This is a genomic window from Bifidobacterium sp. N5G01 (assembly GCF_002742425.1).
Classification (GTDB): domain Bacteria; phylum Actinomycetota; class Actinomycetes; order Actinomycetales; family Bifidobacteriaceae; genus Bifidobacterium; species Bifidobacterium hominis.
On record NZ_NJNP01000001.1, the window covers coordinates 489,405 to 514,234 of the forward strand.

At 55.7% G+C, this 24,830-nt stretch carries 19 protein-coding genes and 2 tRNA genes; 10 read left to right on the forward strand and 11 right to left on the reverse strand.

Annotated elements, in window-relative coordinates; genetic code table 11:
- Nucleotides 1-108: 108 nt before the first annotated feature.
- Entirely contained in the window at nt 109-1,251 is a 1,143-nt protein-coding gene (gene serC, locus CE168_RS02090) for a phosphoserine transaminase (RefSeq protein WP_099570924.1), read from the forward strand.
- Nucleotides 1,252-1,272: 21 nt separating this feature from the next.
- Entirely contained in the window at nt 1,273-1,527 is a 255-nt protein-coding gene (locus tag CE168_RS02095; RefSeq protein ID WP_099570925.1) for a DUF2530 domain-containing protein, read from the forward strand.
- Between the two features lie 112 nt (nt 1,528-1,639).
- On the opposite strand, the gene CE168_RS02100 is transcribed toward CE168_RS02095, so the two are convergent.
- Entirely contained in the window at nt 1,640-2,821 is a 1,182-nt protein-coding gene (locus CE168_RS02100) for a sensor histidine kinase (protein WP_099570926.1), read from the reverse strand.
- Between the two features lie 191 nt (nt 2,822-3,012).
- On the opposite strand from CE168_RS02100, the gene phoU reads away from it, so the two are divergent.
- A complete protein-coding gene (gene phoU / locus CE168_RS02105) occupies nt 3,013-3,693 on the forward strand; it encodes a phosphate signaling complex protein PhoU (protein ID WP_004219921.1) in 681 nt (226 codons plus the stop codon).
- 242 nt (nt 3,694-3,935) lie between these two features.
- On the forward strand, nt 3,936-5,816 hold the full coding sequence (locus tag CE168_RS02110) for an oleate hydratase (RefSeq protein ID WP_099570927.1): 1,881 nt from the start codon (nt 3,936-3,938) through the stop codon (nt 5,814-5,816).
- 187 nt (nt 5,817-6,003) lie between these two features.
- Here the strand turns inward: CE168_RS02110 and CE168_RS02115 are convergent, their stop codons facing one another.
- The 3 genes from CE168_RS02115 to lysS form a co-directional block, all read right to left on the reverse strand.
- Nucleotides 6,004-6,744: a phosphoglyceromutase gene (locus CE168_RS02115; protein WP_003808215.1), complete on the reverse strand. Its 741-nt coding sequence runs from the start codon at nt 6,742-6,744 to the stop codon at nt 6,004-6,006.
- A gap of 152 nt (nt 6,745-6,896) precedes the next feature.
- Nucleotides 6,897-7,997: a 1,4-dihydroxy-2-naphthoate octaprenyltransferase gene (menA, locus tag CE168_RS02120; protein ID WP_234737621.1), complete on the reverse strand. Its 1,101-nt coding sequence runs from the start codon at nt 7,995-7,997 to the stop codon at nt 6,897-6,899.
- A gap of 344 nt (nt 7,998-8,341) precedes the next feature.
- A complete protein-coding gene (gene lysS, locus CE168_RS02125; protein WP_004219939.1) occupies nt 8,342-10,018 on the reverse strand; it encodes a lysine--tRNA ligase in 1,677 nt (558 codons plus the stop codon).
- 95 nt (nt 10,019-10,113) lie between these two features.
- On the opposite strand from lysS, the gene CE168_RS02130 reads away from it, so the two are divergent.
- The 4 genes from CE168_RS02130 to CE168_RS02145 all read left to right on the forward strand — a co-directional run bounded on the left by CE168_RS02130 (nt 10,114) and on the right by CE168_RS02145 (nt 14,558).
- Nucleotides 10,114-10,187, forward strand: a tRNA-Pro gene (locus tag CE168_RS02130).
- Nucleotides 10,188-10,339: 152 nt separating this feature from the next.
- On the forward strand, nt 10,340-11,527 hold the full coding sequence (locus CE168_RS02135; protein WP_099570929.1) for an MFS transporter: 1,188 nt from the start codon (nt 10,340-10,342) through the stop codon (nt 11,525-11,527).
- Between the two features lie 187 nt (nt 11,528-11,714).
- Entirely contained in the window at nt 11,715-13,832 is a 2,118-nt protein-coding gene (locus CE168_RS02140) for a DUF4037 domain-containing protein (RefSeq protein ID WP_236824287.1), read from the forward strand.
- Between the two features lie 78 nt (nt 13,833-13,910).
- A complete protein-coding gene (locus tag CE168_RS02145; protein ID WP_099570931.1) occupies nt 13,911-14,558 on the forward strand; it encodes a DUF4125 family protein in 648 nt (215 codons plus the stop codon).
- A 212-nt stretch (nt 14,559-14,770) separates the two neighbouring features.
- Here CE168_RS02145 and CE168_RS02150 read toward each other — a convergent pair whose 3' ends face one another.
- Together CE168_RS02150 and CE168_RS02155 are read right to left on the reverse strand one after the other, a co-directional pair.
- Nucleotides 14,771-15,346, reverse strand: a complete 576-nt coding sequence (locus tag CE168_RS02150) for a DUF3784 domain-containing protein (RefSeq protein WP_099570932.1) — start codon at nt 15,344-15,346, stop codon at nt 14,771-14,773.
- Nucleotides 15,347-15,348: 2 nt separating this feature from the next.
- Nucleotides 15,349-17,271, reverse strand: a complete 1,923-nt coding sequence (locus tag CE168_RS02155; RefSeq protein ID WP_099570933.1) for a PspC domain-containing protein — start codon at nt 17,269-17,271, stop codon at nt 15,349-15,351.
- A 113-nt stretch (nt 17,272-17,384) separates the two neighbouring features.
- Here CE168_RS02155 and CE168_RS02160 point away from each other — a divergent pair, with 113 nt between their 5' ends.
- The gene (locus tag CE168_RS02160; RefSeq protein WP_099570934.1) at nt 17,385-19,007 is read left to right on the forward strand and encodes an ATP-binding protein; all 1,623 of its coding nucleotides are present in this window, start codon (nt 17,385-17,387) and stop codon (nt 19,005-19,007) included.
- A complete protein-coding gene (locus CE168_RS02165; RefSeq protein WP_099570935.1) occupies nt 19,004-19,690 on the forward strand; it encodes a LuxR C-terminal-related transcriptional regulator in 687 nt (228 codons plus the stop codon). Before CE168_RS02160 ends, CE168_RS02165 begins: the two co-directional genes overlap by 4 nt.
- Before the next feature lie 214 nt (nt 19,691-19,904).
- Here CE168_RS02165 and CE168_RS02170 read toward each other — a convergent pair whose 3' ends face one another.
- The 5 genes from CE168_RS02170 to CE168_RS02190 form a co-directional block, all read right to left on the reverse strand.
- Nucleotides 19,905-20,465, reverse strand: coding sequence for a cysteine hydrolase (locus CE168_RS02170; protein WP_099570936.1), 561 nt, complete (start codon nt 20,463-20,465; stop codon nt 19,905-19,907).
- 47 nt (nt 20,466-20,512) lie between these two features.
- On the reverse strand, nt 20,513-21,964 hold the full coding sequence (locus tag CE168_RS02175; protein ID WP_099570937.1) for a purine-cytosine permease family protein: 1,452 nt from the start codon (nt 21,962-21,964) through the stop codon (nt 20,513-20,515).
- Nucleotides 21,965-22,079: 115 nt separating this feature from the next.
- Complete coding sequence (locus CE168_RS02180) at nt 22,080-23,081, reverse strand: PfkB family carbohydrate kinase (protein ID WP_099570938.1); 1,002 nt, start codon at nt 23,079-23,081, stop codon at nt 22,080-22,082.
- A gap of 53 nt (nt 23,082-23,134) precedes the next feature.
- Nucleotides 23,135-24,151 carry an ADP-ribosylglycohydrolase family protein gene (locus CE168_RS02185; protein ID WP_099570939.1) on the reverse strand — a complete coding sequence of 339 codons (1,017 nt, stop codon included), beginning with the start codon at nt 24,149-24,151 and terminating at the stop codon, nt 23,135-23,137.
- 590 nt (nt 24,152-24,741) lie between these two features.
- Nucleotides 24,742-24,826: transfer RNA gene (locus CE168_RS02190), tRNA-Ser, on the reverse strand.
- Between the last annotated feature and the right edge of the window lie 4 nt (nt 24,827-24,830).

The window sequence follows — 24,830 nt, forward strand, 5'->3', positions numbered from 1 at the left end:
GTTCACGCTACACCGACACCGGGATATCGCAGTCATCATCGTCACGTCATGGTTCCGAAAAGCGGTCATCACCACGCACAATCCGACCATCTGACTACCCTAGGTGTCATGACGAACACTGTGACCATTCCTTCCAACATGCTCCCGGAAGACGGACGTTTCGGCTCTGGACCGACCAAAATTCGCCCGGAGCAAATCCAAGCGCTCGATAAGGGAGCCCGTAATCTTCTGGGAACCTCCCATCGACAGACCCCCATCAAGCAGGTGGTCGGCTCAATCCGCGAAGGACTGTCCGAATTCTTCCAGATTCCCGACGGCTACGAAGTGGTGCTGGGCAACGGCGGAGCCAGCGCGTTCTGGGATATCGCCTGTGCCTCGCTGATCACCCGCAAGGCCGCATTCGGCACGTACGGCTCATTCAGCTCGAAGTTCGCCAAGTCGGCGCAATCCGCGCCGTTCCTCGAAGAGCCGGAGATTTTCGCAGGAGAGCCGGGAACTTACCGTCTGCCGGAGCTCACGGAATACGTGGACACCTACTGCTGGGCCCATAATGAGACTTCCACCGGCGTTGCCGCACCGATCAAACGCATCGCAGGCACCAAGGAACAGGGCGCGCTCACGCTGATCGACGCCACCAGCGGCGCCGGAGCGCTGCCGGTCGACATCAGCCAGACCGATGCCTATTATTTCTCCCCGCAGAAGGCCTTCGGTTCCGACGGCGGACTGTGGATCGCCGTGCTCTCCCCCGCCGCGGTCGAACGCGCATACGGCATCGCCAAAAGCGTGGATCTTCCGGGCGCACGCCGCTGGATTCCCCCGTTCCTATCGCTCACTTCGGCCATAGAGAATTCGCGCAAGGATCAGACGCTCAACACTCCGGCTGTGGCTACGCTGATCATGTTGGAAAACCAAGTGCGCTGGCTCAACGACAACGGTGGCCTCGCCTGGGCTTCGACACGTTGCGCAAGGTCGGCGTCCCTGCTGTACCAGTGGGCGGAAAAGTCCGATTACGCTTCCCCGTTCGTCGCCGACAAGAACGCTCGTTCCAACGCCGTGGTCACCATCGACCTTGACGAACGCATCAGCGCCACCCAAGTGGTCGCCGCACTGCGCGAAAACGGCATTGTGGACACCAACGGATACCGCAAGCTGGGCCGCAACCAACTGCGCATCGGCGTGTTCCCATCGGTGGATCCGAGCGATGTCGACTCGCTCACCCGCTGCATCGACTATGTGGTGGAACATCTGTGACGCAAGGTAGGGTATGGCGATATGAAGATTGCTCCGATCATTGACCCCAGCGTGAGGAAGCCCTCACCAAAACCAGTGCGCGTGGACTTGCGCAAGGTGTTCACGTTCGGCACCGCGCTTTGGGCCATCGCACTGATCGTTTGCATCGTATTGCGCGCGTTCGGCATCAACGCCGAACGCGCGCAGACCGTATGCGAAGCAGGTACGATCATCGGTGTGCTTATGCTAGTTTGGGAACATTTCGACCGTTGGGACTATCGACGTCTCGGCGAGTAACCGTCAACACGAACAACCGGCAGCATACCCCCGAAAATTTTCTCATAAATAAAAGCATGATGCCCGTCTTGCCTTGTTGAAAGCAAGACGGGCATCATGTTGTCTCCCTGTATTATTCTCCAGCCAACGGCAATACCAGTGCGAACGTGCTCCCCTGCCCCGGACTGCTCCACACTGAAGCGGAACCATGATGTGTCAACGCAACATGCTTGACAATCGCAAGTCCCAAACCAATACCATCGCCAGAATGATCATTCTGATTATTACCACGGTAGAATCGCTCGAAAATGCGGCCTTGCTCGCCAACGGCAATGCCAGCGCCACGATCAAGCACGCTGATCACCGCCTCCGTGCCCTCCTCATTGGCTTTGGCCACAACATTGATCGTCGAACCGTCCTTTGAATAGGTGATGGCGTTTTCAACCAGCTTGGCAAGCGCCGCCTGAATCTGTTCGGCATCGCCATTGATTTCCAAGCTTTCGTCGCCCTTCATATCGATGGTGATATTGCGTTGCGCCGCCACCTCACGATGGGAGTCGACCACAGCCCGTACCGGGCCCATCACATTGATGCGATTGTCTGCGGTCGGCAGAATCGGCTCCTGCGCCTTGATAAGCAGCAGCAGGTCGGAAATCATATGTTCCAAACGAGAGCAGGACTGACGCAATTGCATGGCGTCGCGCTCAACATCCCGCTGGCTTGTTCCACCTTGTTCCACGATATCCGCCAACTGTTCCAGCGATTGCGTGGGCTTGAGCAGCTGTTCGGACACATTGGTGATGAAGGAGTCGCGTATCTGCGAGAATCGTACGCTTTCGCTGACATCGCTGATCAACACCACCACAAGATTGTCGCTGAGTTTGCCGACGATGACTTTCAACCAGTTTGGCCTTGACACGGTTGCCGTGGGCTTGCTGGCTGACTGTTGCCCAATCAGCGCCTGTTTCGCGGCTTGGCGAGTGGAAAGCCTGCCTGCTTTCGGCGCACGCTGCGCAACATACGCGGTGGTGGTGGTCAGATCGAACTGCTTTTTGCCACCGAAGGAGCGCACTTCGCGCACCGCCTGAAGCACACTGTCTTCGATGATGACGTCGTCCCGCACCACGCCAAGCGAATATGCGGAAGGATGCGCACGAATCACCTCATCATGCTCATCAATCACAATGGAAGCCAACGGAAGCACGGAAAGCAACGCATTAGTGGCATCATCCAATGTATCAGCATCGGCATCATGCTCATCATCGTCGTTGCGGTGCGTCAATGAACGCCACCACGAGCCCAAAGATTCAACCATGGTTTCATTCTCGCATACTCCTACGGCTCCTATGTTCACGACACCACAGCCCGTTCATGAACGCAAGGTGAACGCGCCGGTGAACTTTCACGGAACAACACAAACGCTGGTTATGAATATGGCGTTTCTCTAATAGACTTATGAAAGGTATTACCAGACCTGAAATTATGAAGCATTGAAAGGCAAGTCACATGCGCGTTATTTTCAACGAGGAGCTCAAGGCTGTTGCCGATGATCTCGACCACATGGTCAAAGGCGTGCGCAAGGCGATCAACGGTGCCGGCGACGCGCTGCTGAACCAGAATCTTGAAGCCGCCCAGGCCGTTATCGACGGCGACATCGAAATCGATGCCCTCGAAGCCAGCGTTGTCGACCAGTGCGTGAAGCTGCTGGCCAAGCAGAACCCGGTTGCCACCGATCTGCGCGTGGTTGTTTCCACCATGCGTTTGGCCACCACCTTCGAACGTATGGGCGATCTGGCCCGTCACATCGCCGAAGCCGCCCGCCGCACCTACCCGGCTTCCCCGCTGCCGGCCGAAGCCCAACCGCTGTTCGCCGAAATGCAGGCGTTCCTGAACGACGTCGCCGACCAGACCGTGGCCATGCTGTCTGACCGCGACACCAAGACCGCCGAACAGATCATCATCAACGACGACAAGCTCGACGAACTGCACAAGAAGACCTTTGAACTGGCTCAGTCCGCGGATTGGTCCGGCACCAACCAGCAGCTCATCGACGTGGTGCTGATCGGCCGCTTCATGGAGCGTCTTGGCGATCACGCCGTGTCCGCGGCTCGCCGCGTGGTGTACATCGTCTCCGGTTTCGACCCGTCCAAGGAGCCGACCCGCGACGAAGACACCGACATCGCCTGATTTTTTTCTTGCGATCTTCTTTTTCATCTTCTTTTTGAGAAGGCGGCTTCCGTTCCCCACTGAAGCCGCCTTCTTGTCTTGTTTTTGCAATCTTTCAGCACGAATCGTCAAGCACTATCTCCCGCATTATTTCACTTTCGTCAAGCCGTAAGAAAAATTAAACAATCTGTCTATTTTTTGCCCATATACTTTTACGCAATGTCGCGGCACAATATGTGCAGTGACATCCAAAGGAGGCAGTCATGTATTATTCCAACGGCAATTACGAAGCATTCGCCCGACCGAAGAAACCCGAAGGCATGGACAGCAAGAACGCGTACATCATCGGCACCGGCTTGGCCGCACTCACCGCAGCCTGTTACCTGGTGCGAGATGCGCAACTGCCGGGCAGCCACATTCACGTATTCGAAAAGGACGCGGTTCCGGGAGGCGCCTGCGATGGCGCAAATATTCCCGGCGTTGGCTATGTGATGCGCGGCGGCCGTGAAATGGACAACCACTTCGAAGTGATGTGGGACATGTTCCGTTCCATTCCATCCATCGAAACGGAAGGCGTTTCCGTACTTGACGAGTATTACTGGCTGAACAAGGAAGATCCCAACTTCTCACTCTGCCGCTCCACAAAAGCGCGCGGCGTTGACGCAGGCACGAACGGCAAATTCAATCTGTCAGACAAAGCCTCGATGGAGATCATGAAATTGTTCTTCACGCCGAATGAGGAACTGTACGGCAAGAAAATTTCTGATTATTTCGACGATGAGGTTTTCAATTCGAATTTCTGGATGTACTGGCGCACTATGTTCGCCTTTGAAAATTGGCATAGTGCGTTGGAAATGAAGCTGTATATCCGTCGATATATTCATCATATTGGCGGATTGCCGGACTTCAGTGCGTTGCGTTTCACCCGTTACAACCAGTATGAGTCGATGATTCTGCCGATGATCGAGTATTTGGAAGGATTCGGCGTGCAGTTCCACTACAACGCGAAAGTGGAGAATGTCGATTTCAAGATTGGCGGAGGCATGGGACCGGTACGTTCGCATACCGGCACCGGTCAAGACACGATTTTGAAGAAGCAGGCTGAATCCGGCGTGTTCGTACGCAATCCATACAGTTCGCCAACCAAGAAAATGGCTACGCGCATCGACCTGACCGAAGCGGATGGCACCGCGCGAAGCATTGATTTGGGCGAAAACGACTTGGTGTTCATCACCAATGGTGGCTGCGTGGAAAACTCGACCATGGGCTCGCAGACCGAAGCGGCCGCATGGGCTCCGGAAATCAAGCCCGGCGGCGGCTGGGACATGTGGCGTCGCATTGCCAAGCAAGACCCGAGTTTCGGTCACCCGGACGTGTTCTGCGGCGATCCGGAGCATTCGAAGTGGATGAGCGCCACCGTGACCACGCTTGACATGGAAATTCCGCCGTATATTCAGAAGATCTGCAAGCGTGACCCGTTCACCGGCCATGTGGTGACCGGCGGCATCGTAACCGTTGAGGATTCCAACTGGCTGATGAGCTGGACGTTGAACCGTCAACAGCAGTTCCGCGACCAGCCGAAAGACCAGCTGTGCGTGTGGGTGTACGGTCTGTTCCCCGACAAGCCCGGCAACTATGTGAAGAAGCCGATGCAGGAATGCACGGGTGAGGAGATCTGCGAGGAATGGCTCTACCATATGGGAGTACCGGTCGAAAAGATTGAAGATCTGGCCAAAAACCACGCGAACACGGTTCCGGTGATGATGCCATACATCGACGCGTTCTTCATGCCTCGTTCCGCCGGCGACCGCCCTGATGTGGTGCCTGATGGTGCCGTGAATTTCGCATTCCTCGGCCAGTTCGCCGAAACCCCGCGCGACACGATCTTCACCACTGAATATTCGATGCGCACCGGCATGGAAGCGGTGTACACCTTGTGCGATGTGGACCGTGGCGTGCCGGAAGTGTGGGGTTCGGTCTACGACGTACGCAACCTGCTCAACGCCACAGTGATGCTGCGTGACGGCAAGCCGATTACCGACATGAAACTCAACCCCATTGAAAAGACCGTGTTGAAACAGATTCTGAAGAAGCTCGATTCCACCGATATTCCGATGTTACTTAAGGAATACGGCGTGATCTGAGCCGATTGCGATTGACGTCCGTCTGCCGCACATCCCATGTTCCGTATTCCATCCGGCAGACGGACGTAATAACCCAACAAAGATACCGGACGCAAAAAGGTGGAAACCCACATACTGTGGATTTCCACCTTTTCATATACGTTCCGTACGATTGAACGTGATTACCTGCGTATCAATCGCAACAAACTCACTTCTGGCCCTGGGCGGCGACAGCGGCGGCACCAGCAGCGGCGGCTTCCGGATCCAGGTACTCGCCACGCGGCTTGATCGGCTTGAAGTTCTCGTCCAGCTCGTACAGCAGCGGCATTGCGGTCGGGATGTTGACCTTGGCGATCTCCTCTTCGGAGAGGTTGTCAAGCATCTTCACGATGGCGCGCAGGGAGTTGCCGTGAGCGGCGATCAGAACGGTCTTGCCAGCCTTCAGCTCCGGCTCGATGTCGGACTTGAAGTACGGCTCAACGCGCTTGACCACATCGGCCAGGCATTCGGCTTCCGGAACCGGATCGCCGGTGTAGCGCGGATCGTTGTTCTGCGCATACTCGTCGTTCGGATCGATCTCCGGCGGCGGAGTGGCGTAGGAACGGCGCCACAGCATGAACTTCTCGTCACCGTACTCCTGACGGATCTCGGTCTTGTTCTTGCCCTGCAGAGCGCCGTAGTGACGCTCGTTCAGACGCCAGCTGCGCTTGACCGGAATCCACAGACGATCTGCCTCATCCAGAGCCACGTTGGCGGTGTTGATGGCACGACGCAGCATCGAGGTGAAAACGATATCCGGAAGGACGTTCTTCTCCTTGAGCAGGCGGCCGCCGTTCTTGGCTTCCTCGACACCCTGCTCGGTCAGCGGGACGTCGACCCAGCCGGTGAACTGATTGGTTTTATTCCATGCGCTCTGTCCGTGACGGAGCAGTACTAGTTTGTAAGTCATACCTGCCAGTCTACCGCCTAGCACGCCCAACACAACCGTCGATGACGATTATTTGGTTACGTTCATGCAACAATTTTCATTCTGTTGCATGCCGTTTGCATCATCAGGCAATCGCCGGTGCTCAATGACGAAATCGTAAATGCAGGATGCAGCTACGCCATGAAACCGGCCTGACAGGCATTGAGCACGAACGCGCCGGCTGCGACCAACGAGGTCATCGAGCACAATGGCAACGCCCGACGCCACTGGTCATGCCGGACGGCCGCAACGGCACGAGTAGCAATCGCCACACACCCTGCGATGGATACGAACGCCGCAAGGCTCATCCAATCGGCGTTTCCCCACGACCAGTCACCGCATATGCCATATTCCGTGCATGAACGGTCGCGATCCACCTCCGCAGGCAGCTTTATGAGCAGATCCAGAAGTTTGGCATACACCGATAATGGCATGGCGAAAACCACCGTCAGACCAGCAGCCCATCCCAGCGCACGCATGCACCAGCATTTGCCCTTCCCACTGCCGATGCGCACCATCAGCGTGCGCTTGCCGTGCGCGGCGTCATCTTCGAGATCGCGCAGGTTATTCACCATCATGACGCTGACGGACAGCAGGCCGCAGATCACCGAACCGGCCACCCCCGTCACGGTGATCGACCCGCTTAGCGCATACTGCGTGCCGAGGGCTGGAACCAACCCGAAGAATACGAATGCCGCAAGTTCGCCCAGACCCCGATATCCGTAAGGATGCCGACCGTTGGTATATCCCCAGGCCGCCACCAGACAGGTTGCGCCAAGCGCTATCAGCCACCAGCGACCAGTTATGACGACAGCGACCAGTCCGGCGGCACAGGCGGCTAAAGCAGCGACCGCGGCAGCCAGCAACACGTGACTGGGATCCACTCCGGAAGCGACCAACCGCCGAGGTCCCGCGGCGTCACTGCCTCGTCGGGCGTCCGTGCCGCGTACACCATCGGCATAATCGTTGAGATAATTCACCGCAATCTGCAGACCGACCGCCACCACGACGCACAACATCGCAACGACCGCAAACCACGGCCGAGAAAACGCACAATACCCCAGCACATCACCAGCATCATGCTCTTCCAGCAATCTTCCCGGAAAAGCTGGGCACGACCGCAGGCCACCCAAAGCCTCCCACCGCCAACTGGCGGCAACGCCGACCAGAACCGGGGCAAGACCCAGCGGCAGCGTTTGAGGGCGAGCGCCACGAATCCAAGTCGATATTTGCATGGACACCATTCTATGTGCGGTCCAGTTTTCCTGACGTCCCCATTGTTGAGTGAGCCATATGGATTCGAATTTACCATCGTCATTCTTAATCGGCGGCTACTCGGACGGCGGAGGCCGCTCATCATGTTTTTGATTCGCACGCGGACCCGCCGCCAGCCAAAAACAGAAGGGGCTGACGGCCGAGTAGGTCGTCAGCCCTTTCAGTCCGTATCAAGTTTATTGCGAACTGTGCTTCGCCTTAATTCAGCGGCAATTTTATAAGGATGGCTCCGGCTGGAGAACAGTCCACTGGACTGTTCTCTTTTCAGCCTCGCGTGAAGCCGATTTTGAATTAAGGCTTTGCCTTAATTCAGCGGCTTCACCAATGGGAAGGTGATGGTCTCGCGGATGGTGGCGCCGGTCAGGGCGATCAACAGTCGATCGATGCCCATGCCCATGCCGCCTGCCGGAGGCATGCCCACGCCGAGAGCCTCAAGGAAGTCCTCATCAATATCGCAGGCTTCTTCGTCGCCCGCGAGCGCATCCTTGGCCTGAGCCACGAAACGTTCACGCTGCACGACCGGATCGTTCAATTCGGAGTAGCCGGTGGCCAGCTCGAAGCCACGCACATACAGATCCCACTTTTCGACCACGCCTGGCTTGGAACGGTGGCCCTTGACCAGCGGGGAGGTTTCGACCGGGAAGTCACGCACGAAGGTCGGCTCGAACAGCTTGTCTTCGTAGAAGTGCTCCCACAGGTGTTCGACGAGCTTGCCGTGGTTCTCCACATCGTCGCGTTCCACGCCAAGCTTGTCGGCAATGGCACCGAGATGTTCCACGGAAGTGCCCGGATTGTCCGGGCCGCCATTCGGCACGATTTCCTCGCCAAGAGCCTCGGAGAGGGAATCATACATGCTGATGGTCTTCCATTCGCCTCCGAAATCGTATTCGGAACCGTCGAGCAACGTCACCTTGTGGGTGCCGAACACGTCCATGGCGGTGTCTTGCACGAGCTGCTTGACGAGCGCGCCGATGGTGTCGTAGTTGCCGTAAGCCTGATAGGCCTCAACCATGGTAAATTCCGGAGCGTGAGTGGCGTCAACGCCTTCGTTACGGAAGTCACGGTTGATCTCGAACACGCGGTCGATGCCGCCGACTAGGCAGCGCTTGAGGAACAGTTCCGGCGCGATACGCAGGTACAGGTCAAGGTCGAACGCGTTCATATGCGTGGTGAACGGACGTGCGGCGGCACCACCGTGCACGGTCTGCAGCATCGGGGTCTCAACCTCGAGGAAGTCATGATCGGCGAAGGTCTTGCGCAGGGAGGCGACGGCCTTGGAACGGTTGCGCACCATATTACGCATCTTCTCATCGGCGATCATGCCGATGTACGGCTTGCGGGTGCGGGTATCCTCGTTCAGGTCCTTGTGCAGGGCCGGCAGCGGCTGCAATGCCTTGGCGGCAATAGCCCATTCGGTGGCGAACACGGACAGTTCGCCGGTCTTGGAGGCAATCACACGACCCTTGATGAACAGGTGGTCACCCAAGTCAACCAGCTGCTTGAACTGCTTAAGGGAATCAGCGCCGATCTCCTTCTTGGAAATCATGCCCTGAATCTTGGTGCCATCGCCAGCGGAAAGCTGCACGAAGCACAAGCCACCGGCGTTACGCAGGAAGAGTACGCGACCGGCGATGCCGACCACGTCTTCGGTTTCATCTCCGGCTTCAAGCTTGCCGTCATACTTGGCGCGAACCTCTTCAATGGTGGCGGTGACGTCGAGAGTCACCGGGTACGGCTGAATGCCGTCCTTAAGCATCATGGCACGCTTGGCCACGCGCATCTGCACCTGCTCCGGATGCGCCAGCGGGCCGAATTCCTTATTGCCCGGATCAACGGCTTCATCCAGGGTAGCGCCGTCATTGATCTTGGCGTAGATAGCCGCATCCTGCTGCAGCAGCATTTCGGCACGTTCCACCGTGGTCATAGCGGGAACGGCAGCCTCTTCATTCTGATTTTCTTGCGATTCGATGGTCTCACTCATAAGCCCACAGTGTACCGAGAAGCCACTACACCACACGCGACACGCCGTATTTGCATTACCTAAGCAATCGTGTAATATTTCCAACTGTTGCAAAACGGGCTGTAGCGCAGCTTGGTAGCGCGCTTCGTTCGGGACGAAGAGGCCGCGGGTTCAAATCCCGCCAGCCCGACAACTTAAGGCGGAACTTCGGTTCCGCCTTTTTTATTTCCAGCGCATCAGCGGTGCAAAACAGCATATGCGAGACGCAACCACCTGAAAAATCAAAAAAGCGCGTAAACAATCGCGCACACCAACACGCTTCACATTCATGGAGGAGAGACTGTGAAAAGAAGCATTCTGGCTTTGGCTTCCGGCGCCTTTATTCTTGGTGCCGCAGAATTCGTGATGATGGGCATTCTGCCCCAGACAGCCGCCGCCATGCAGGTCAGCATTCCTGCGGCAGGCCATTATATTTCCGCATATGCGATCGGCGTGTGCGTGGGCACGCTGATTCTGGTGTTCGGCCGTAAGGTACCGCCGAAGAATCTCATTATTCTGTTCATGATCATCGCGCTGGTCGGCAATACGTTGAGCGCGGTTTCGTTCAATTCCCCCATGTTGCTGGCGGCTCGTTTCATTTCGGGCTTGCCGCATGGCGCGTTTTTCGGTACGGCCACGCTGATTGCCAAGACTTTGGCCGATAAAGGCAAGGAAGCACAGTCCGTGTCGATGATGGTGACGGGTCAGACGGTTGCCAATATGTTGGGTGTGCCTGCAGGCACATTGCTTTCGGAAATGCTGTCGTGGCGTTTGGCGTTTGCGATTCTTGCCGCTTGGGCGTTGATGACGATGGTGTTGGTGATTGCGTGGGTGCCGTTCGTCGCGCCGATCAAGGACGCTGGCATTAAAGGGCAGTTCCGTTTCCTCACCCACGCCGGTCCGTGGTTTATTCTCATGGCGGTGTTCTGCGGTAATTCCGGTATTTTCTGCTGGTGGAGCTACATTTCGCCGTGGCTGCAAAAGGTCGGTGGATGGAATTCCTCGATGGTTCCCCTGTTAATGGTGCTTGCTGGTTTCGGCATGGTGCTTGGCGGTATTGCTGGCGGCCGTTTGACTGATTTGTGGAAGCCAGGTGCCACTGCTGGTCTTTCGCAGGCTATTGCCACGGTTGGTTTGCTGTTGGTGTTTTTCGTTCCCGGCAATCTCGTTACGACTGCATTGTTGACGTTCATGCTTGGTTTCGCACTGTTTTTCAACTCGTCTCCGCAGCAGTTGTTGATGGTGCAGGCCGGTGAAGGCGGCGGCGAGCTGATTGCGGGTGCAGCCGTACAGATCGCGTTCAATTTCGGCAATGCGGTTGGTTCGATCGTTGGCGGCGCCGCGTTGACCGCAACCGCCATGAACTACCATTACACCGGTTTGGCCGGCGCTCCGATCGCGTTGATTGCAGTGATCATGCTGGTCACGTATTCGCGTCGTTACGAAACACATACGGGCGCTATGAAGCGCCTGCGCAAAGTGCACGTCTGACATTCGACAGTCAGTTATTTCGATTATTTATGTTATGTAACGGGATATCTCATCACAATTATTATGCTGAGATATCCCGTTGTTCTTTTTACGACGTATCGCATGTTCCCCATCTTTCGTTGTTTCGCCATCTGCGATGTCGTCTGCAGTTCGGGAGATGATGAAGGTCACCGATGAAGGGATTGCGATGGCAGACAGTGATGTCAATCTGAATATGAATAATTGCGATGACGGTTGCGCAACATTTGATGTACAACGATTTTTGCGTGGTCTTGATGCGATTTTCGATGCGCATAAGGCTCCTGAACAGGCTGAACCGTATCTGCAGAAGGCACGAACCGAAGCCGAACACAGTCATGATGACGCCGGTTTGCTGACGGTGTTGAACGAAACGATGGGGTTTTACCGTTCGCAAGGTCGCCATACCGACAATCTGCCGATTATCCGCGAATCGTTAAGCATTGCGGATCATTTGCATCTTCAGGAAATCGACCCGCAGGCGTGGGCTACGACGCTGATCAACGCGGCCACGGGCATGCGAGCCGCAGGCCAGTACGAGGAGGCCGAACAGCTGTACCGTCAGGCGCTTGACGCGGCCACGTCCGCCTTCTCCCCCACCGACCGACGACTGGCCGCGCTGCACAACAACATGTCCATGCTGTACAGCGAAACCGGTCGTCTCAATCAGGCGAAGCGCGAGCTGGAACAGGCGCTGGAACTGTTGGAGCAGTCCTCCCCCGATGCGAGCGCCGATATCGACGTTGCCTCCACGCACACCAATCTCGCGTTGCTGCTCCTGCAGATGGACCGGCATTGGGCGGGCGACGCCATGCAGCACGCCCAGAAAGCGTTGACAATCTACCGTACCGGGCATTTGGAACATAGTGCGCATTATGCTTCGGCACTGGCCGGCTATGCGCAGGCATGCTATATGGCCGACTGCCTGCAAGACGCGGTTTCCGGCTATGAACATGCGTTGAGCGTGATAGAGGAATGCTACGGACGCAACACCGACTACTATCACACGACTGCAGTCAATCTTGAAGTGGCAAAACAGGCGTTGCATAAGCACATGTCGTTATCGCATAAGACGCGGGAATCGCAAGAATATCAAGAATCGCAAGAATCCTTGGAATCTCAGCATTCACCGAAATCAATCGAATCTCAGAAATCAAGTGAACCGCACTATATGACGGAATCCGGCGCATCTTCGATTCCTGCGATTTCTCACCATATTTCAGGACTTGCTTTGTCTCGCGCATTCTGGAATGATCTCGGCAAACCGTTGGTTGCCGGCGCATATTCGGCATATCAGGGGCGGATTGCCGCAGGTTTGGTCGGTTATGGTTCGGAATGTTTCGGTTTCGACGATGAGTTGTCGCGCGATCATGATTTCGCGCCACGTTTCTGCCTGTGGCTTACCGATGAGGATTATGATGCGATTGGCGAGCAATTGCAGGCTGATTACGATGCGTTGAGTCGTGATTTCACTGTTGACGAGCAGGGCAAGCCGCATTTTGCAGGGCATGGTTCGGCTAATTCCGACGCTCGCGTCGCCTCTCAATCGCCACTTACGCCGCGTGCGCAAGGCGAGTTCCGCCGTGATGGCGTGTTTCGTATCGGTGATTTCTTCGAGCGGATCACGCTGTTTCGTGAGGCTCCGGCGCAGAACGATGTTGCATCTTGGCTAAGTTTGCAGGAAGATACGTTGGCCACTGCCACAAACGGTCAGGTGTTCGCTGATCCGTTGGGGGTGTTTTCCAAGACTCGGCAGGGGTTCAAGTTCATGCCGGAAGATGTTCGACTTTCCTTGATTTCCCGCCGTTTGGGCATGATGGCTCAGGCGGGGCAATACAATCTGCCGCGCATGCTGCAACGTGGCGATGGTGCTGCTGCGATGTTGAGCATTCATGAGTTCGTGAACGCCACGGCTTCGTTGATGTTTCTGATCAATGAGCCGGTGAGCGTTGGGTATCTGCCGTATTACAAATGGCAGTTTGCTGCCATGCGCAAGCTGAGCCGCCGTATGGCAACAAGGCTGGCCGGCGTGTGCGAACAGTTGGAAGACATATTGCGATTGAGTTCCGCCGCATGTTTCGGTGGTGTCGGTTTCGGTGAGGGCGGCAAGGGTGCGAAGCCTGCGGCAAAGCACATTATCGCCACTGTTGAGCGCATCTGCAGTGATGTTGTGGATGAATTGCTGCGGGAGGGATTGACCGAATCCCACGAAACGTTTGTGGAATGGCAGCGGCCGTATGTTGAGAACCATATCAAGTCCGACGCGAGCTGTCTGCACAGCCTGTGACGTGTCTGCAATCAAAAAATCCATCGCAAGCATTGCAAATCAGAGCAATAATCAGACAAAATCAAGAATCGAAAACATATGAACGACACCGTAATTCCAGATGCAATGGATGCTTCCAATACAACGAATATTGTTGAATCCATTATCAAACTGGAGTGGAATCAGTTTCAGCAAACCAATAATGAGGGCGGCCGCGCGTCCTGCCAAGGCAATTGGCCGATGTTTCATCAGATGCGTGCCAGTCAGTTCATGACGTGGCCAGAGGAATTGCTGCGCAGTTACCGGTCGGACTTGCAGGAAGCCGACCGTGTGGGACGTAATTTGGTGACGGAAAAGTATGGTCGCATGATGCAATCCACATATCCACAGGAGTATTGTGCAAACATTGCGCCGTATATTCCCCGGATTTCCGCGAATCGCAACGTCTTGCAGGAAGGCATCATAACAGTTCAGGTGTCGTGGGCGCGAGATTTTCGTGAGCGTTTTCCTCATCTCGGCGAGGCGATGCGTGTGCTGACCACTGTCGAAGATACGCCAGAGACCACGTCGTTCGAAACGTATCTGCGCGGCGAATTGGGCACCTATTCCGACCGTACCGTGGCATTGTACCACGATTTTGTGGAGCGTTTGCGGCATGAGCGGCGCAATCTCACCGAAGAGACGATTCGCAATACGGTTCGTTTGGCTGGATTTGAGGATTTGGCACAGGCTGAGGCCGCACAGTAAACACAGTGAAAACACACCGTGACAATTACTGAAAACTGCAGTAAGCCCCGTACATCACCATAAAAATGACCACCATGGTACGACCAAAATCCAACGTCAAGATGGAAAAGCAAGTGTTGGATTTGGTCATGCCATGGTGGTCACGTATTTGTTTGCGATGTCAGCCTCGATTTCGTTGGTGCGGCTGATATCAGGGGTTATTCAGCTGATTCTCATGATCGTTCCGAAAGCGGCGACTTATCCGAATCAGTCGAAAAGGCCGTGGCATCCGAGCTATGGGGAGCGTCGAATGGATCGTCGCTGTCCGCATCGCCTCCATTCTTGGATCGGTTTGAATGCACCGCGCTGACTATCGCCCAGATCACGGCGACGGCGATAAGCAGCACGCCGATGCCTCCGAGCAGGAATACGAAGAACTGTTTCGGATCGCTGGCCCACCACCAGAGATTCATTGGCACATGCATGCCGCAAAGCAGCGTCACCACCCCCATGAAGCACGTGAACACGCCGAGCGCGATGGTCGAACCGCTTCTTCCGGAAGGTCTGATGATGTCGTCTCCAATCTGCCGATTCTTGTGCCCGCCATTCGCGCCGGCTGCCGAAGCGGTATAGGTCGGAACGCTTTGCGCTGGAACGGATTCCACGCGCGGCTTATCATCCTGCGTTGCACGCCCACTGTGCTGCGACTGATCATACGTGGACTGCGCATCCACGGTATGCAACGTTTCGGTAGGCATATCTCCGGCATCAGCCATGACCGGCATTTCCTGGGTCTTGTCGTCGCCCATGGTCACTCCTTTCCCGCTTTGCCCAATGTGTTGTCGGACGCATACTGCACCGCGACGCTGCCGCCGACCGTTGCCATAGTATTGATCTGCAGTCCGGTTGGCATGACCGGAGCCTTGCCATCATCGGTGAAGCACGGCCAATATTGATGATTGTCGTAGATTTCGCGGTAGGCCTTATCTACATTCCCGTCTTTGAAGGGGGAATCGGTCCTAGTGGAATCGGCGCCGGTATCCATGCCATCTTCCGTATCGGTCTCATCATCGAAATCCTCGATGCCGGATTCGTCTCCGTACGAGCCGCAACTCCGATCGTAAGTTCCCAGCGCACGCTTTTTCACTACCGATTTCGTGGAATCGTTGCCCATAAGCGAGACATAGATATTGCCGGAATCCAACGTGAGCCCGTCCGAACTGCCGACGAAATCGGTGATGTTGTAGAAATTACCGTCAGACCCGAACGCCCACCAGCAGCCGTTCGGCAAGGTCACCACGACCTGTGCGCTTGAGGCCACCACATTCAACGTTCCTGTAGGGCAGGAAGTCGTGCCCTGTGTGCCATCCTGAAGATCCACTTTGTGCGGACCGTTGTTTTTCGCGTAATCGCTTAAGTCGATATGCAGCACGTCGGTGGCGTAATCATTGCCTTGCGCGACGATGCCCTGCTCGTATTCGCTCATTTCACTGGCGGTGGAACCCATGGTGATCATTCCCGACACATTGACCCTCTTGTAGGATAAGGGAATGCCCGTGTTAATCCGATAGCTGAGCAGCGAATAACCCGCCAAAGCCATCACCATGACCAACGACATGAATATTGATATCCATGTCAGAGGATGCAATCCTCCCGTTCTTCTGCCCGCGAATCCGAGCGCGATAATAACGATTCCCGTCACCAGACAGATGCCACCGACGAATGCCGCGCATGCCTGCAACGTGTATTCGGTGCCCCGCTGCCCGCCTTGAACGCCGTACGTCATAATGCACCATACGCATAGTGCGCATGCGATCATCGCAAGACCGGACATCACCAACACCAGCAGCGGACCGGCTGGCTTGCGACGTCCATATCTTGGCGACGTAGGCGCCTGCGCTACCGGGGCCGCCGGAGCGGTGAATGTTGGAGGAACATTGGCCGTGGCAAAAGCGGCCGGACCATTGACCTGCTGTTGGTAGGCATGATATGGAGGCTGTTGAGGCTGAAGGCGTTGGGGCTGATGCGATTGCGATTCCGGTGACGAAGCCGTGTTGGCCACCCCGTTATATGCGCCGCTCGTCTGCATCGGCTGAGTATAAGGATTCGATTGCGCTGGAGACGGCGATGCAGGAGGCACCGGCTGTCCGTACGAAGGACTTCCATATTGAGGCTGACCATATTGCGGTTGACCGTACGGAGCCTGACCATACGGGGGCTGCTGCCACTGATTTGGAGGAACATTCGGCGCATAAATCTGCCTATTGAGCAGAAGCCACAGCACCAACGCGGCCAATGCGAAAGCAAACCATCCTGCCCCCGGCAAACAGATGGCAACAAGGCAGCACAACAGCGCGCCAATGCAATTCCAATCCCACTTGCCGTTAATCAAATCCTCAGCAAGAATCTGATTGTCGCGCTCATCCGGCAGCACAAACCACGCCAGGCCATAGAACGCGGCACCCGCGCCGAAAAACAGTGTGGCAACCACCATAAGCGCACGAACCAACGTGGTATTCCAACCAAGACGACGTGCTATGCCATCGCACACGCCGCCAATCCAACGGTCATGTCCACGCTTGACCTGGCTGGAACGAATCCACGCGAAGAAACGGCCACCGCGGGAAGGTTGCGGCGAACCGTACGCAGGCTGCCGATGATACGGTTGTCCAGCAGCGGGTTGCGGCCCTGCGTTGCCGCGATCACCCAACGGACCATTATTTACATTGCTCATGGTTCCATTACAGCAACTCGCACATGCCACACGTATCGGGGAACACCCTGAATCTGCCCTGAACACTATATGAATGCCCTGAAACGGCATCCCTCACAGGGCACAATAGAAGTATGAAATCCTTAGGAAAACCGTGGTATACGCAAAGCCAATACGACCAGGCGAGCGCCGTGTATATGCGCTACTGCTGCGATCAAGCCCTGCATGAGGGACGTCCAATGCCGACGCAGCCGGCCAAACTGCCGTTGATGCGCCCTCCATACGGACGCATGGGAGCTGGCGTATGCAAGGCGATCAGCATGCATTTGGGCATTGCCGTGCTATGGGTGCGCCTGTTTTTCCTCGCCACCACATGTCTGTTCGGCGCAGGACTGATCACCTACATTTTCCTGTGGATGGCACTTCCCATAGGAGACCCCGTACAGCAGACGTACACTATTGCCGGCAAGCGTTCGCCATGGCAGGCACCACTTTCCAGAGGCAACATGCCGTACGGAACATATCCCGTTTCCCCGGAATATCAATCTTTTACAGCTACGCAAGATGGTCCGCACCCGCAACCACCATCTTTTGAAGATACGACTGATCGCAACGACGGAACGCATGGCGATACGCAATCTTCCAGCGAAAACCTTTCACAGACACTGAAGAAAGCACCAAAACCCGCTTTGCTTGCATTAGCTGGTCTGATGCTGCTTTCCATCTGTTTCGTCATGTTTGCAGGCGGTGTTGAACGCACTCTGATTGTGCCCCTGCTGCTTGGTCTGGTCGGCATCGGCGTCTCCTGGTTGCGTTTCAATGCCGAAGAAGGTCAGTTATGGACGATGCTTGGCGGTATTGCGATTATTTTCGCCGCATACGCTTTGTATGTCAGTTCCTGCATGCATTTTGACGCGTTTTCCATGATTCGCATACTGTGCGCCGGTTTGGCACTGCTGATTGGCGCATTGCTTGCGATTGTGCCATGGATTATGGCACTGATTCGCGATTTGGGTACGGAACGCGCGTTGAAGGAACGCGAAGAGGAACGTGCCGACATGACCGCACATCTGCATGATGGAGTACTGCAAACGTTGGCGCTGATTCAGTTGCATGCCGATGATCAGCAGACGGTGTTTTCGCTCGCACGCTCGCAGGAACGCGAATTGCGTGAATGGCTGTATCAGGAACGCACCACGTCTGACCGTTCCGTGAACGCCGGTTTGAAAGAGATCGCCGCACATGTGGAAGACACGCATGGCAAGCCGATCGAAGTGGTGACGGTGGGCGACGCACGTCCAAGCGCGCAAACCGATGCGCTGCTTGATGCCACGCAACAGGCGCTTATCAATGCGGTGACGCATGGAGGCGAGCCGATTTCCGTCTACTGCGAGGCAAGCAGCAAATTGGTGGAAGTATTCGTACGCGACCATGGCAACGGATTTGACGTGAATGCCATCCCCGCGAATCGCCTTGGCATTCGTGAATCGATTATCGGACGAATCAAGCGTCGTGGCGGTACAGTGGAGATAGTATCGAGACCGCAATGGGGCACGGAGGTGCGCATGCATATGCCAATCGCAGACATGCCCGCATCCGCAACCACAGCCGCCGACACGAATGCGCAGCAATCGCACGAATCGCAAAGCAACTCACAACAAACCGATTTTCCCAATCACCATAACCGTCAATCCAACAATCAACGTACCAATCAATTCAGCAATCAACCTACCAACCATTTCGAGGAGCAGCAATGAACGAGCAGGAACAGCAGATCCGCATCGCCATCGTTGACGATCATGAAATGTTCCGTGCAGGCGTTATCGCAACGCTGCAGCCGCATTTCGACATCGTCGGACAAGCGGCCGATGTCGAGGGGTCGGTGGCGATGATCGCGCAGACGAAGCCGGATGTGGTGCTGCTTGATGTGCATGTTCCCGGTGGCGAGGGTGGCGGCGGAGCTGAAATTCTCGTGAAATCGCGCGCATACTCCCCTAATACCGTGTTTCTGGCACTGTCGGTGTCTGATTCGCCGCAGGATGTCGGTTCGGTGATTCGTGCCGGAGCGCAAGGCTATGTGACAAAGACGATTTCCGGCGATGATTTGATTTCTTCCATCAAGCAAGTGCATGAGGGCTATGCCGTGTTTTCGCCGAAATTGGCGGGATTCGTGCTGTCCGCTTTCCAAAATGGCTCACCGACTGGCATGGGCGGCTCTGCAAGCGGACCGATCCACGATGACGAGCTGGACCGCTTGTCGAACCGTGAGCAGGAAGTCATGCGCCTGATCGCACGCGGCTACACGTACAAGGAAGTGGCTGCGGAACTGTTTATTTCCATCAAAACCGTGGAAACGCACGTCAGCTCCGTACTACGCAAACTGCAGCTGTCAAACCGCACCGAACTCACCCGCTGGGCCGCCGACCGCCGCATCGTATAATAATCCGCCTTCCCTTTCATCCCATCTCACCCTATTCGACCCAACAAAAGCGCCAAAAAGCACCAACGGAAGTTCCAACGGAGCATTCCCCCGCTCACTGGAGAATCAGGACTTTCGAACGCTTTGAAAGTCCGTTTTGCTGCAATATGCATAAACGGGACTTACTGAAAAACTTCAGTAGGCCCCGTGGAAAATGGCTTGCTTGTAGTGTTTTTTACTTCAGAATAGTGTCAGTGTCGGTAACGGTGACCAGCGGCGTGAACAATGCCATGGTGCTCAATGCCATCTGATGGTTTTCTGGCGAACTGCCTGCACAAGCGTCAGCAGCAACGCGTACCGCTACACCATTGTCAGCCGCGGCGAGCACGGTGGTGAGCACGCAGCAATCGGTGGCGACACCACATACGGTAATCTTCTTAGCGCCTTTGATGGCTTCGCTCAGCACGCTTCCCCACTTGCCGAAGGTGTCGCAACTGACCACTGCATGGCCTTGCGCCAATTCCGCGGTATCCGCGGTGAGGTCGTACATCGGGTCGTCCGGAGCGACCAAAAACTGCGGCCAGTCCTTGAAATAGTCGATCCAAGCGTTTTGCGGCGGCTGCGGGGCGACATATCGCGTGTAGACCACGCGATCGCCGAACGCTTTGGCAAGTCGTGCGAACGCTTCATCAGTAGTGTGATAGGAGCTGTCCGGGCAAGCCCATGTAGACCATTCGCTTTCCGCGAAGACCCGCTGCCTATCGATGACCACCAGCCATTCATCTTCTGCGATCATGGCCTTTCCTTTCTTAAGTATTGTTTCCGCGTATCACTCGTGTTCTGTCAAACTTCCGAAACCGGCAAATCGGCTTCCTGCTTGGCGATATCACCGCGCTGGAAAATCAATGAGCCCGCAAGGCCAACGACCAATGCGACGATGACGCCGAGGTTGGCGGCGGCCCAACTACCGTCCTTGCCTCCGATGAGGAACAGCAGATAACCCTGCCAGTTCAGCCAGCTGGCAGCAGTGTTGACCACCAACCCCCAGCCGAGCACGGTACCAACGATGAGAATGGCAAAAGACTTGCCGTTCCACGCGCCGTAGCGACCCTTCGAATCGTACAGATCCGCAGTGCTGTAGTCCTTCTTGCGAATGATCACGTCAGCCACGAACATGCCGGCCCATACGGCCATCGGCACACCGAGGGTGGTCAGGAAGCCTTGGAACGGGCCGATGAACGTATCGGAGAAGAAGGTTACATAGACCACGCCAAGCACGGTCAGCGCCGCGGTGAACGCGGCCGCCACGGTACGCGGCAGCTTCACACCGAACGACAGCAGCGCAAGCCCGTTGGAATAATTGTCCATAATGGAGCCGGACATCAAACCGAGCACGGCCACAATGGTGTACGGAATCAAGTACCAGGTCGGCAGAATGGAAGCAATGGCGCCAATCGGATCATTTCCAACGTTTTCAGCCATATCGGCATTGGAAACAGCCAGCAGCAGACCGTAGAAAATCAGGAACACATTGGCGATGGACGCACCGAACGTGGTCCAGAACACAATGCCGCCATTAGAGGACTTGCGTGGCAGATAGCGCGAGTAATCGGCAGCGATGTTCACCCAGCCCAAGCCAAAGCCGGTCATCACGAAGAAGCAGCAGCCGAGCATGGCCGGCAATGATCCCGCAGGAACCGAGTTAATGGCGGAAAAGTCGATATGTCCCCAGCCGAGAATGAAGAAGCCGACGGTGATCACACCGGTCACGATGGTGATGACCTGCTGGCAGCGCATAATCAGGTCGTATCCGAAAATACCTGCGACCACCACAAGGCCTACCACCACAATGGTGGAGATGATCTTGGGCGCGGCGCCAGAGCCCCAACCGAGTTTTTCGATGGTGCTTGATAGCGCCAGCACAGCGGTGGTGGTCAGTGAAATCTCCCAGCCCAATGTTGCGATCCAGCTCAACGCCGCCGGCACTTTGGCACCTTCCACGCCGAACGTGGCGCGGGTGAGCACCATGGTGGGCGCGTTGCCGCGTTTGCCTGCGATGGAAATGATGCCGACCAGCAGGAACGAGACGACCACACCGATGATGGTCATGGCGGTGGCCTGCCAGAATGAAATGCCGAAGCCAAGCGCCCACGCACCGTACGACATGGCGAACATGGAGATGTTGGCGGCGAACCAAGGCCAGAACAGGCTGGCCGGCGTGCCCTTACGCTCCTCTTCGGATATGGTGTCGATGCCCTGCTCCTCGATGGAGAGGGTTCCTTTCTCATTGCTCATGTGAAACTAATCTCCTTGAATCTGCCGTGCGACACTGCGGGCAGGCTATATGCACGCCACATCAGCGCAATTGTGCACATGATATAACCACTTATAGTCATTTGTACTATAAGTCTTAGAACGATCCTCCCAGAAGCCGCTCAACCTCCTTTCGATCAGGGCAGGTAGCTGGCCCTCGCCGCGTCACAGCCAACGCCGAAGCGGCATTGGCGCAACGTACAGCATCCTTCAACGGCACGCCTTCGCACAGCAGGGCGCACAGCACACCTGTGTGACAATCACCGGCGCCATTGGTATCCACCGCCTTCATTGGAAAACCTGGAATTCGCAGCACTTCGCCACCGGGAATCGCCAACCACGCACCATCTGCACCCACGCGAACGATTACAGAAGATCGCAATCGATCGCACAGCCACGCAACCGTCTCTTCATTGACATTCGCGTTCTCAATCTCTTGCAAAATATCTTGCGAAACCTTGCAATCGCAAGAATTACCATTATCGAGCGCCGCCAAACGTCGTGCAATCAACATTGCCTCACGTTCATTGCACGACCATATCGGACGATATGCGAGCATCGCGCGAAAAACGTCATCATCAACTGTCGCGATCATCGGAGAAGGATCGAATACCGCAGTGAACTCGCGATGTTCAGCCGTTCTTTTCATAAAAGCAAGCAGTGCGTCCGCCGTGTGATGCACCAACGTGTATCCGCTCACATGCACGACATCCTGTTTTTCTGGATTCACAGAATCAAACGCATCGACACTGCCGTATGCTTCCGCGCCTCTCGTCGAAATAAACGTCCGTTCAGCATTCGCATCGGTCAATGCCACGCAAAATCCCGAATCGCGCACGGCATCCCGCTTGCCAATATGCTGAATTCCCTGATTTTCCAACGTTTGTAGAATCTGCGAAGCCCACGGCCCCGTACCAATCACACCAGCATGAAACGCCTTAACGCCCATGCGGCGAACGGCATACAGCGTGTTGAAGCTGGCACCAACCTGCGTTTGCACATTGCCGGCGAACACATCTTCACCCGCACGCGGCACCGCGTCCACATTCATGGTCAAATCGACAATAACCTGTCCAAGAGAAATAACTTTTCCAGTCATTGCAATGTCTTTCGCACTTTCGTCATAGTTTCGCCAACCACGGCTCCTGCAGATCAAACGATATCTGCATCATTAAGCGCACTATCATCACGTAACGCGCTTAGTGACGTAACAGTGCCGACTAAATCAAGGTGATTATCTTCAGCAAGTTGTGAAAGCACCTGATCAAGCATGGTTTTGTCGAAACCTTGCATACCATGCCACGCCCCCAGCATCGCACCCGCAATAGCCGCAATGGTGTCAGTGTCACCACCGACAGAAGCCGCGAAACACAAAGCATGCGTGGGATCGTCAAAAAAGCGCGCCGCAATGGCGAAAGCGGCGGCCACGGACTCGTTCGACTCCACGCTGGTACCACAATCCCATTGCAGCACAGCAGCGAATTCGTCGTCATTGAGTCTGCATCCATCAGTTTCGGCCCAATTCATGAAATATTGCACGCGCGCAAGCACCGAAGCCTTTGCCGACCAATTGCCACGCTGCGAAAGCTTCTGCACGAATTCCACCGCGAGGTGCAAAAAGTCACGTTCTCCTTCAATAGCAAAGCTCACCGCCGCAGCCACCAAAGTGGTCGCTTCAATGCCCTGCACCGTGTTATGCGTCACCACACAGGATCGCCAGGCGGCGTCGGCGAGCGCTTGGCCGGGACGGAATGCGATGCCCACCGGCGTGGCACGCATTGCACCGCCGTTGGTGGTGCCGAATCGGCCGGTTTCTTCCAAACTTACGCCTTCGGTGAGTTTTTGCAGCGCTGCTTTGGTAGAAGGTCCCAGCAGGTCAAGCGATCCCTTAGCCTTCATCGCAGCTTCCCATTGCAGCAGATCGTGGGCATATCGGGTGTTATCAATGCAGCCGTTATCGTCGATAAGTCGCTGTGCGAGTACGAAAGCCTGTTCCGTGTCATCGGTGACGGCACCAGCTTTCATATTCGGTGCGATTGGCTGCTGCGGCACGGCATTCATAAGTTTCGTAATCGGACCGTCGTAATACTGGCGAATCTGCTCGGCTGACATGCTTTGCGTAGGCATTCCCAACGCATCGCCCAACGCAAGTCCAGCCATGGCCCCCATAGCCCGTTCTCTCACCTGCAAACTCAACGCAAACTCCTTTCTCCAACAGTGACATGCATGGTGAAATGGCTCGGATCAAGAAATGATCGAACATATTCCACAAGCTCCCCATCTGCATCAAAGCTGTGTCTTTCGGACAAAAGAAAGACCGAATCCGCGGTTTTCTCCAGTATCGACGCGTTTTCTTCCAGCGTCCCAAATCCTCCACCCACTGGAAGAATCGGTACGCCGCAGACCACCCCAGCGTCCCAAATCCTCCAGACACTGGAGAAAAACAGACGCTCACGACCCCCTCAGCGACCCAAATCCTCCACCCACTGGAAGAAAATGGACTCATATCGGCTCCCCAGCGGGAAGAATCCTCCAGACACTGGAAGAATCAGTACGCCACAGACCACCCCAGCGACCCAAATCCTCCACCCACTGGAAGAATCGGTACGCTCACAGGACCGTCAGCGGGGAGATTGTTCCAGTGGGTGGAAGAATTGGGGCTTGGGCAGAACTGAACCGAACTTGGGTGGAGTTTACCCGGATTGCAGCAACAAAAAGGCTTACCGGGTGCTTAGAGCGCTCTCAGTAAGCCTTGTAGGCGGGTAAGGCGAGATTCGAACTCGCGGAGGCTTGCACCTCAACGGTTTTCAAGACCGTCTCTTTAGACCGCTCAGACACCTACCCATGT